General features: G+C 59.9%; 7 protein-coding genes. 4 read left to right on the forward strand and 3 right to left on the reverse strand.

The genetic code is table 11. The features are described from left to right. Nucleotides 1-304 precede the first annotated feature (304 nt). The 3 genes from SGJ19_24430 to SGJ19_24440 all read left to right on the forward strand — a co-directional run bounded on the left by SGJ19_24430 (nucleotide 305) and on the right by SGJ19_24440 (nucleotide 6,212). The gene (locus SGJ19_24430; protein ID MDZ4783405.1) at nucleotides 305-880 is read left to right on the forward strand and encodes an ECF-type sigma factor; all 576 of its coding nucleotides are present in this window, start codon (nucleotides 305-307) and stop codon (nucleotides 878-880) included. Between the two features lie 143 nt (nucleotides 881-1,023). Continuing rightward, the gene (locus tag SGJ19_24435) at nucleotides 1,024-2,793 is read left to right on the forward strand and encodes a serine/threonine-protein kinase (GenBank protein ID MDZ4783406.1); all 1,770 of its coding nucleotides are present in this window, start codon (nucleotides 1,024-1,026) and stop codon (nucleotides 2,791-2,793) included. Between the two features lie 287 nt (nucleotides 2,794-3,080). Then, complete coding sequence (locus tag SGJ19_24440; protein MDZ4783407.1) at nucleotides 3,081-6,212, forward strand: hypothetical protein; 3,132 nt, start codon at nucleotides 3,081-3,083, stop codon at nucleotides 6,210-6,212. A 434-nt stretch (nucleotides 6,213-6,646) separates the two neighbouring features. Here SGJ19_24440 and SGJ19_24445 read toward each other — a convergent pair whose 3' ends face one another. The 3 genes from SGJ19_24445 to SGJ19_24455 all read right to left on the reverse strand — a co-directional run bounded on the left by SGJ19_24445 (nucleotide 6,647) and on the right by SGJ19_24455 (nucleotide 9,646). Continuing rightward, nucleotides 6,647-7,060, reverse strand: a complete 414-nt coding sequence (locus tag SGJ19_24445) for a hypothetical protein (protein ID MDZ4783408.1) — start codon at nucleotides 7,058-7,060, stop codon at nucleotides 6,647-6,649. After that, entirely contained in the window at nucleotides 7,057-9,336 is a 2,280-nt protein-coding gene (locus SGJ19_24450; protein MDZ4783409.1) for a phage/plasmid primase, P4 family, read from the reverse strand. The genes SGJ19_24445 and SGJ19_24450 overlap by 4 nt, the downstream gene beginning before the upstream one ends. Nucleotides 9,337-9,427: 91 nt before the next feature. After that, the gene (locus tag SGJ19_24455) at nucleotides 9,428-9,646 is read right to left on the reverse strand and encodes a helix-turn-helix domain-containing protein (GenBank protein MDZ4783410.1); all 219 of its coding nucleotides are present in this window, start codon (nucleotides 9,644-9,646) and stop codon (nucleotides 9,428-9,430) included. A 295-nt stretch (nucleotides 9,647-9,941) separates the two neighbouring features. Between SGJ19_24455 and SGJ19_24460 the strand changes: the two genes are divergently transcribed. Continuing rightward, nucleotides 9,942-10,604: hypothetical protein (locus tag SGJ19_24460; GenBank protein ID MDZ4783411.1), on the forward strand; the 663-nt coding region annotated here is incomplete at its 3' end.

The raw sequence follows: 10,604 nt of genomic DNA on the forward strand, positions 1-10,604 counted from the left end.
GGAGCCGGGGCGGCGGACCGGCGCGCCAGGGAGGGCCGGTCACTAATATTCGCATTCTATCAGTGAACCCGAAACTCGTCAGCAGCTCACTCATATTTCACAAAAAAGTACGGGCATGCTGTGTCACAAAGGCCCTCAACAATGGCCGGAAATGACTCATTTGCATAAGAGTAGGGTCGCAATTAAATGAGTAAAGTGAAGTGTCGGAATGAGCTGTAGGCGGGCCGGGGTGGTGCATTCTCATTTGGGCCGGATGACATCGAACTAATTGTGATTGCCGCATTACGGCCGTATGTTGGGGAATGTGAATGACGTCACACGCATCTTGTCTTTGATCGAACAAGGCGATCCGCACGCCGCGGAAAAGTTGCTGCCGCTCGTGTACGAAGAGCTTCGCATATTGGCCGCTCGGAAACTGGCCCACGAGAAGCCGGGGCAGACGCTGCAGGCCACCGGACTAGTACACGAGGCGTGGCTGCGGCTAGTCAACCCAGCCGCGGATGTCCAGTGGCAAGGTCGGGCCCATTTCTTTGCAGCCGCGGCCGAGGCGATGCGCCGGATACTGGTCGATAGCGCTCGGCGAAAACAGAGCCGCAAACACGGCGGGGGTTGGGTCCGTCAAACCGTTCTACCGGATGACATCCCAGCGATAGCCCAGCTCGATCCGTCAGAGATCCTGGCCGTGCACGAGGCATTGGAGCGGCTCGCCAGCAAATCCCCTCGCACCGCCGAGCTCGTCAAACTTCGATACTTTCTCGGCTGTACCCTCGCTGAGGCCGCGCCGATCTTGGGCATTGCTCCGGCAACGGCCGAAGAGGATTGGACCTACGCCCGCGCCTGGTTGCGACGGGAATGGCACCGGGACGAGAAAAATCCGTAGTCGGCGAAAAAAGTCGCCGGGGGTTTGCCGGGCGATCTCGCATTGACTGATGGAGAGGCACCATGACCGGCGAACCCATTCTATCCGATCGCGAGATCTTTAAGCGGGCGGTCCAGTTGCCCACGGCAAACCGCGCCGATTACTTGGACGAAGCCTGTGGCGACAACGCGGAACTTCGCGAAGAGGTACAGTCCCTGCTTCTGGCGCACGACGCTTCCAAGAGCTTTATGGAGAGGCCCGCCCTGGAGATGTCCGCGAACCTGACGGCCCGTTATCAATCGCTGGCCGAAGTGCCAGGGACAAATATCGGCCCCTACAAGCTGCTGCAGCAGATCGGCGAGGGCGGCATGGGCACGGTGTTCATGGCCGAGCAGACTGAGCCGCTCCAACGCACCGTGGCGCTGAAGGTCATCAAGCCCGGTATGGACACGCGGCAGGTAATCGCCCGTTTCGAGGCCGAACGACAGGCCGTCGCGATGATGGACCATCCCAATATCGCCAAAGTGCTGGACGCCGGCACGACCGAAAGCGGAAGGCCGTATTTCGTCATGGAGCTCGTCAAGGGCGTGCCGATCACACAGTACTGCGATGACAAACACTTGCCGGTTCGCGCCCGGCTGGAGCTTTTTGTGCAGGTCTGCCAGGGGGTGCAGCATGCGCACGAGAAGGGCATCATCCATCGCGATATCAAGCCCAATAACGTGCTTGTGGCGGAGTACGACGACCACGCCGTTCCCAAAGTGATTGACTTTGGCGTGGCCAAAGCCACGGCGCAAAAGCTCACGGAACGGACGTTGTTCACGGAGTTCGGCCAGGTGCTCGGGACGATGGAGTATATGAGCCCTGAGCAAGCTAAGCTCAACCAACTCGACGTCGATACCCGTAGCGACATCTATTCGCTGGGCGTGTTGCTATACGAGCTGCTCGCCGGCTCGACGCCATTCACGCGAGAGCGGCTGAAAGAGGCGGCGTTTGATGAAATGCTGCGAATCATTCGTGAGGAGGATCCGCCAAAGCCAAGTACGCGGCTGAGTTCGAGCGATGCACTTCCGGCAATCGCCGCCAGTCGTGGGTTAGAGCCATTGAAGCTGAACCGGCTAGTACAAGGCGATCTGGACTGGATCGTCATGAAGGCGCTGGAGAAAGACCGCAACGCACGGTATGCCGCGGCGAACGAACTCGCGGCCGACCTTGCACATTGGCAGCGGGATGAACCCATCAGCGTCCGGGCGCCCGGTCTGGCGGCGCTGCTGCGCGTTTGGCTGCGGCATAACTTCGGTTCGAGCAGCTGGGCTGTGGCCATCGGCGTGATCTGGGGGCTCTTGGGCGGCCCCGTCGTTTGGCTTGTGATGCTTAACCCGCTCGAGCTGTCGATCGGCGTAAGGCGTGCGCTGTACTTCGCTGGAGTTGCCCTGATAAGCGCCCTCGGACCTGCCATCGTCTGGCTCGTGCGGCCGAAAAACGCCACGGCCGATCTCGCTGCGGGCACCATCACCGGCACATTGGCTGCCGTCATTACTTATACGCTGACCTGGGGCTGGGTTGCCGTTTCAATCGCCGGCATACCGCACGGCATCTGGCTCGGAATGGCCACCGCGCTCGGGTTCAAATGGTCGATTGCGGTGATCGAGACGCTGGCGGCAGGGATGCTGCTGCGCCGCTACGGACAAGTCAGCTCCATGATCGGGCCGTACGCAGAGCTGATCGTACCCGCGAACCTGGCGGTGGTATTTGCGTGCAGTGCGCTGTTTCGACTCGTGACGGTGGGACTGGGTGAGCGATTTTGGCATCCGATTATGGTCCCGCTGCTCGCTCTCGCCGCGATCAGCGCTCTCGCGAGATGGCCCTGGTACGTCCGCGTTGTGCTGCATGCCGCATGGGTGGCGAGCCTGTGTAAATTCCTGACCCTGTAGGTCGACAAACAAGAGGTCGAATCGAGGGAAGTAGATCATTGCCCGTCGTCATTGATTTCTCACGCCCTGAAAGAAAAGCGGTCGTTGAGGCTCACCGCCAAGCAGGTTCCTCACCGGCCCGACAGCACTAAGAAGCTCGGATTGCGCTGAGTAACCCGCCGTCACCGTTCTCGTGCCGATCCCACGCCTTTGGCATTCGCCGCAGCCGGTTAGGGTTGGGCCGAGACCTGAAATAGTACGGCGTTTCGCACATCATCAACCAGACTGTTACCACGAAGGCTCATCCCATGTCATTCCGCTCCCCGCTCAGCTATCTAAAATCCCGTTTCGTGCGCCTGTCCCCCCGACGCGCTCAGCGCGGCACCGTCCGGCGGTCCAATACCTACCATCGGCTGAACATCGAACCGCTCGAAACCCGCAAGCTCTTGGCCCTCTCGCCCGAACTGGTGGCGGACATCAATTCCGCGCCGGTCATCAGCCCGCCGGGAGAATTCCTGGCGATCGGCGGAACGGGCTATTTCGTCGCCGACAGCGCCGAGCAGGGCCGAGAACTATGGCGCACCGATGGCACGCCGAACGGGACCAAACTGGTCAAGGATATTCGTCTCGGCCCGGACGATGCATCGCCGACCAAGTTGACCGACGTCGGCGGCACGCTGTTCTTTACGGCGGACACCAGCGGTTTCGATCGCGAGCTCTGGAAGAGTGACGGCACGCCCGAGGGGACCGTGCGGGTGATGGACATTCGTCCGGGCGGCGACGTTACTGGCTCCTATCCTGATCTCCTGACCAACGTGGGCGGCAAACTGTTCTTTTCCGCCCGTAACGATTTCGGCGGCCGCTGGCTTTGGAGTAGCGACGGCACGGAAGCAGGGACAGCGCCGGTGCCCGATCTCCTGCCCGACAGCGACCCGTACTTCCCGCAGGAATTGACCGACGTCAACGGAAAGCTGTACTTCTCGGCCCAGGGCCATCTCTGGAAATCGGATGGCACGGCGGAAGGGACCGCGATCATCACGAATGCCCCACCGGCCAGCAATTTGACCAATGTTAACGGCGATCTGTTCTTTGTCGGAGCGACCGCCGCTGGCCGCGAACTCTGGACGACCGACGGCAGCGAAGCGGGCACGCTGCTGGTAAAGGATCTCGCTCCGGGGAGCCACGATCAATACGTATGCGACTTTTATGGGGAATACGGCGGCTGTTATGGCGGCCACTTCGCCATGTTTCCCAACGACTCAGCCCCGGAGAATCTGACTTCCTTCAAGGGTCAGCTCTACTTCACCGCCTTGAACAACAGCTTCAGTCGCCAAACCTATCAGAGCGACGGCACCGAAGCGGGCACCGAACTGCTGGCGGATTCTCTTGGATCAAATGTGCCTTTCTTCTCAGATCCAACGGTGGTGACCGGCCAGTTGTTTTTCGTCGGCGATGGCATGATCCTCTGGAAGACGGATGGAACTGCAGCGGGAACGACGCGCGTGTTGGATATTCCCGCTACCGACCCCGGTGGTTATCCTGGTGATCTGACCAACGTCAATGGCACGTTGTACTTTTCCTCCCATAATGGCTTCGGCTACCGCGAGCTCTGGAAGAGCGATGGCACTGCGTTGGGCACAGTGCTCGTGGCCAGCTTTCCGCCCTTGACTCGCCCCGTTGACCTGAATGGCGAGGCATTGTTCGCCGCGCGCGGCGCAAGCGGAGGACTGGAGGTCTGGACGAGCGATGGATCAACGGCCGGCACCGCGCTGATCAAGAACATCCAGCCGGGCACCGACAACTCGTATCCAAGGTTCCTGACGGATGTCGATGGCACGTTGTTCTACTTGGCCGACGACGGCACCGGCAATGCCCTCTGGAAGAGCGATGGCACGCCGGCCGGAACCGAGCGGCTCAAAGACGTCTACTTGAACCGGTACGACGACTATTTGTACCGCGCGAGCGTGGGGGGGACGCTGTATTTTGTCTCCGGCGATTTCGAAACCGGCGCTGAGCTTTGGAAAAGCGACGGCACCGAGGCCGGCACCGTGCCGGTCAAAGATATTCATCCGGGCGACTACGGCTCGGATCCCCAGTCTCTGACGAACGTCGGCGGCACGTTGTTCTTCACCGCCGACGACGGCGTGAGCGGCCGCGAGCTCTGGAAAAGCGACGGCACGCCAGCCGGCACCGTCCGTGTGAAAAACATCGCGCCGGGCAGCTACGACTCGTATCCCTACGACCTGACCGCCGTAGGAAACGTTCTCTACTTCACCGCCGAAACCGAGGCCGCTGGCCGCGAGGTCTGGAAGAGCAACGGGACTTCGGCCGGGACGATCCGCGTCAAAGACATCGTGCCAGGCGAAGGAGGCTCGTACCCGGCAAACTTGACGGCCGTGGGTAACAAATTGTTCTTCACCGCCGACGATGAAGAACACGGTAGCGAACTCTGGATGAGCGACGGCACGCTCGCCGGCACAAAGCCTGTCAAAGACATTTTCTCGGGCCGCTATGGATCGGATCCGTATGGCCTGACCAACGTGGACGGCACGCTGTACTTTATTGCCGATGGCGGCACAGCGAGTGTTTTCGATCTTTGGAAAACCGACGGCACGGAGACCGGAACGGTGCTGGTCAAGGCAATCGAGACGATTTATTCCGGCTACGGTCCATTTCTGACGAATGCCGGCGGCACGCTGTTCTTCCTGGCCGACGATGGTGAAGGGGAAGAATCGCTCTGGAAGAGCGACGGCACGCCGGAGGGAACCGTGCCGATCAAGACGCTGCCACCCTACACACATCCTGGTAATTTCTACGCTGATACTCTGACCGTGGTGAATGACACGGTGTTCTTCGTGGCCAATGGCGACGACAGCGAGTACGAACTCTGGATGAGCGACGGCACGGAGGAAGGCACCAAGATGGTGGCGGACCTGCGCCCGGGGTCAAACAGTTCTGAGCCGGACTATCTCACCGCCGTCGGCAATACGCTGTTCTTCTCCGCTGACGACGGCAATCACGGGCATGAACTCTGGAAGGTCGACCTGGACTTTCAGCATCAGCCCGGTGACACGGACGGCGATGGCGATGTCGATCTGGGCGATCTCAACAACGTCCGCAATCATTTTGGCGCGATTGGCGCGAACGTGATCGGCGACACAAACCACGATGACCGCGTCGACCTCGCGGACCTGAACGCGGTGCGAAACAACTTCGGCGCATCGGCTCCGTCGCCGATGACGGCGTCGTCTCCCGTGGCGCGAATTCTCTGGAGCGGAGATCACTCAGAAACGGCAAGACTGTCGTCGCGATTTCCTAACAGTTCGGCCACGATCGAGCAACAATGTCAGGCAACAGACGCTCTGTTCAACCTATTGAGCAAAGCCGCCGGCCCGCCGGTATCGCTCGGCAGCCATCGCCGCGGCACTGGGCCTCGGTGAGCACATGACCGCGGACGTAGGATTGCGGGGGAATAAACTCGTGGTGATCGATTCTTTATTGGCAGAGAAACCAGAATACGCGGTAGTTGACGCCACGAGGGGAAGTTTCGTCGGCCGCTGCGCGCACTGGGCGAACCGTCCTGTGTCAGTTGCGAAGCTGCCTCCTTGACCTCGACGGGCCCGCAATTATTGGTGTCTCAATTCTGTTGCCGTTCAGGAGAACGCCGCCCCCGCCGGTGCCTCAATTGAAATCCTGCAGCGTCTCCCTTTCTGACCGACCAGTCGTACAACGACACGAAGGCCGTCAATCTCAACGACTCGGCCTGATCCAATCGAATACCAATCGATGGATCGACAGCACGCCGACGAGGACTCAGGCCGGGACGGTTGGGCACTGTCGTCATTATCGCAGGCAGATGGGTTCACGGTTCTGGTTAGTCAAAATTCGGACAAGCAAAACAAACTGTGCCTAAGACGGCGACTGTTCCCGCGGGCGTCTGCTGACGTCTGTCGCCGGGAAGGAACCGCTGGACGATGGTGGGCGCCTCGGACGCCATTGCACGTGGATGGGCGCGAACCGGTGGGACGTTACCGTCGCGCACCGTCGCGACGGTCGCGACGGTTGGCATTGCATTCGACTTAAAAATACACATGCGCAACGCATGTGTGTCGCCATATCGTGCGGGTCGTCTGTTTTCACTCACACGCGCGAAGGTTTTCGGAAATGCGCGACGGTTCGTGACGGTCATGGCGTAAGTCCTTGCGGCGCAAGACTTGACCACCGTCGCGCACGCTCGAATCTGCGCGACGGTAAAGCGACGGTTCGTGACGGTGTTCGCAACGGTCATGGCTTCACTCCGATGCCGTCGTAGAACGCCGCGTCGTCGGTTCCGCGGCGACGTCGGATGCCGGGAAACGCGGCGGCCAGGCTTCGCCCCTGCGAATGGCGTGTCCCCACGGCGCTCCGCCCTTCTTCCATGCACCAGGTCTTCCAGGCCGCGAAAAGTTCGTTTACGGAAACCCGTTGGCCTTCCTCCACAATGCAGCAGGCTCGGGCAAATGCCTGTACTGGCGAAGCGAGCTCCGTCATATCCAGCACTGCGTCGGCGACGGACTGTGGCATGATAAACCGCTGACGCGATCTCAATCGATCCAAGCCTTCCAGCGCCCAGTTCAGGATTCCTGGCAACTCGACCAGAAGCTTATCGAGTAGCTGAGGGTCTTCTTTCCCAAAAAAGCTGTTCGTCAGCCGGATTACGACGAAGCGCCCGGCCAGCGCACCGCTCGCGTCGGATAGCCGAGGCAGCTCATTCGTGAGGAACATGAACTTTAGCGGGAGCCGCAGAGTCACGCTAGGAATGTGTTTCCGGTCGATGGTTATCAAGTCTTGTCCGCTGATGCAGAGCAGCCGCTCGACGACCGTGTTCATGTCATCCCCGCTGAATCGGGCGTCGCTTACGATCGCCAGGCTCTTGCCCAACAGCGGCTGCAGTCCAAACGGTCCGGCCAGACTCGATGTAGTTGGGCCGCAGACGTTGTCTACGCCGACGAGATGCATCAGGACTTGCGCCAACGTGCCTTTACCGGCCCGTCCCGGGCCGACGATCAGCAGCATTTTCTGCAGCGAAGTGTCGCCGAGCAGGCAATAACCGAACCACTCCTGCAACAGCGTGACCGACTCGACGTCGCGTCCAAATAGCTGAAAGAGAAAATCGAACCATGCCTCAGGTGGTCCGGCGTCGAAGTCGGGGTCGAAGTCCAAGGCGGTGTGGGTAAAGAAGTTCGGCGTAGAGTCCATGAGCTGTCGCGTGGGCACGTGAAGGAGGGCGGAATGGCAGGGAACGATCTCGAGTGGCGGCGGGTTCGCTGGAGATCGATTCAACCAGCTTGGCGACGCCACGTTGGCGGGCAAATGAACATACGATCGCACCGTCTCCAGCGCCGCCTTAACGGTTGCTGGGTTCGCCTTGAAGTCCACGAGCTCCGCCTGCTTGGTTCGAGGATTCACGGCGTATCGCTTAGCGTCGTGCATCCAGCGATGCAATTGCCGCTTGATGGCTTCTTCCTCGATGGGCGCATAGCGGTTGCCGGTCCATTCCATCAGCAGGCCGCCGTGATTGCAGAGTGTGTTTCGGTCGGGATGCTCGTGAAATTCTCGGACGAAGGCTTCGCCTGTCGGCCAGGTGCGTTTCGCCGAGAGCACGAGCCGGCAAGAATCGACATCGCGTGTGCCGAGTGAACACAGGCCCTCCGGGTCCAGTTTCGCCCGCAACGCATCGCCGCGTAGGCAACGACGTTCGGCATCGCGAATGCGCTGCAGGATCTCTGCCCGCGTCCAGTCCTTAGGGAATGGACGCTGATGGGCGTAGGCCGCGATCGTGGTGAGACCTGCTTCGTCATCCAAATCGTGCTCCACGATGCGACAGGCGGCGGCAAACAGCCGGCCCGAGCCATCCCGTTGATCGGGGAGCTGCATTCGCAGCATCGCCGTGAGGCAGCGTCGCTCGCGTTCGTTGACTGCCAATACCAGGGGCGGTCGTTCAGCTGGTGATGCCTGCTCCTTCCCAGAGGAATCTTTGGGCGTGCTTCGCCGTTCTCCCAACTCCACCTTCACGTGGTCCGCGAGGTCCTTCACCGCGGCCAATAAAGCGTCGGGGTCGATCTCCGCAGGATCTGCATCTTCGTCCTCCCATTCAATCATTTCCCGCGATTCATGTTCGCTGCCCGGAAATACGGTTTGGCTGCCAGTCGATCGGACTTCTACGATCATCCCTGCCGACTTGGATTTATGCTTCGTCGTCGACACAGGCGATTTCACGCGGTACAGGCGGTGCGAGCGAGGTTTGCTCGGGCGACCGAATTGCGCCGGCGTCGGAGGCAGTAACTGGTCAGCCAATGCGACCGCTAGGGGATGGTCGAGATCGACATCGATCAGCCAGCCGGAAGGTTCCCCGAGTAGCACACCGATGTTCTGCGGAGCGCCGTTGAAGTGGTTGGGGAGTTCCCGTTCCGCCAAACGCAGCTGTTGCCAGCTGGCGAAGCCGGGATTCTTGCTCCGCGTGGGAATTGGCACCACCCGCCAACCACGTCGCACGTAACGAATTGCTGTTTCAAGCGCGGACATCCGAGCACCGCATTGCACGGCGGTTCCATCCTGATCGATAGAGCCAAGGCCACAATGAACGTCGTCAGCGATCCACCGGCGACGAGGTTAATTACGTTCTGGCGACGACGTTCTGATCGACCAGCGCGATTACGTCCGACCAACGAACGCGGCGGCTCTTGCCGAGCTTCACGTACGGCAGTTCCCCAGTTTCCATCAATTGGTAAACCTTGCTACGGCTGATGGCCAGAAACTCGGCGACGGCGCGGACAGGTTGCAGTCCAGCGGCGTCCAGGGTCGTCGGCCTCCGTTCATCAGCGACGCTTGCCATTTTTTGTGTTTCCTTGCAGGATGGACATTGCTTTACGTCTGCTAACACGTTAATCATAAATACCCGTGACCGCCTGAATAGACGGTTGCTGTCACAATAGCCGTAAATACATCCGTAAATCCGTGAGGATGCAATGAGCCGATTTCAGGGCCACATCGTCGTCGACCAAAAGGGCTACTCTTGGGACGAAACGGACGTCAGCCTGGAAGACGGTCATGATGCGTACACGACTGGGATGTACATCAAGTGGAATAGCGAATGGGATCTTCGCCAGCAATACAACGAACATGGCGAGGTGAACTACGACTTCACTTACGATCCTTTTGTCACTGAACCGGCGCTTTTTCGCGTTTTCGCCAGGCTCGATCCGACCGCGGACGACGTTCTTGCCTTTGCGAATCGCTACGGCGACTTCAGTTCCCTCGGCGACGTTATGGAAGGTGTCGACTGGACACTGTGGGATTGGGAGGATGCGATCGGTCGCGTGCGCGGCTACATCGAACGTGCCGACGAGTTTATCGCATATCAACATCGCCGACCGGGAGCGAAGAAACTGACCACGGAGATGGTGGACTTGCTGAACGAGCTGTTTTCGTATGCCGAAGTCCACCTTTCTGCGGTTCTGCTCAACGGCAACATCGATCTCAAAATGGATGTGTACTCGCTGCCCTATGTGTTCTATCTGCAGATCGCCGAGGCGATTGCGGACCTCAAGCAATACCGCAATTGCGAACTCTGTGACAAGCCATTCGAGCTGTCTCCTCAAGTCAATCGCAGTGACCGGCTTTTCTGCTCGGACAACTGCCGTGTAAAAGCCTATCAGCGGCGCAAGAAAAAGGTGATCGACCTCCGAAAGAGCGTAACCGTTAACGGACCGCCAGCGCTGCGCGGCGTTTTGCGTGGTTGCGACGGCGGCGGGTGGTGGCGGCTTGGAGTTCTTGGTCGCGCGAGGCGTGGA

The sequence above is a fragment of the Planctomycetia bacterium genome, from assembly GCA_034440135.1.
Classification (GTDB): domain Bacteria; phylum Planctomycetota; class Planctomycetia; order Pirellulales; family JALHLM01; genus JALHLM01.

Coding starts and splice junctions, on each gene's coding strand:
- SGJ19_24450 (MDZ4783409.1), bottom strand. CDS start 9,336: ATGTCCGCGCTTGAAACAGCAATTCGTTACGTGCGACGTGGTTGGCGG.
- SGJ19_24445 (MDZ4783408.1), bottom strand. CDS start 7,060: ATGACCGTTGCGAACACCGTCACGAACCGTCGCTTTACCGTCGCGCAG.
- SGJ19_24455 (MDZ4783410.1), bottom strand. CDS start 9,646: ATGGCAAGCGTCGCTGATGAACGGAGGCCGACGACCCTGGACGCCGCT.
- SGJ19_24440 (MDZ4783407.1), top strand. CDS start 3,081: ATGTCATTCCGCTCCCCGCTCAGCTATCTAAAATCCCGTTTCGTGCGC.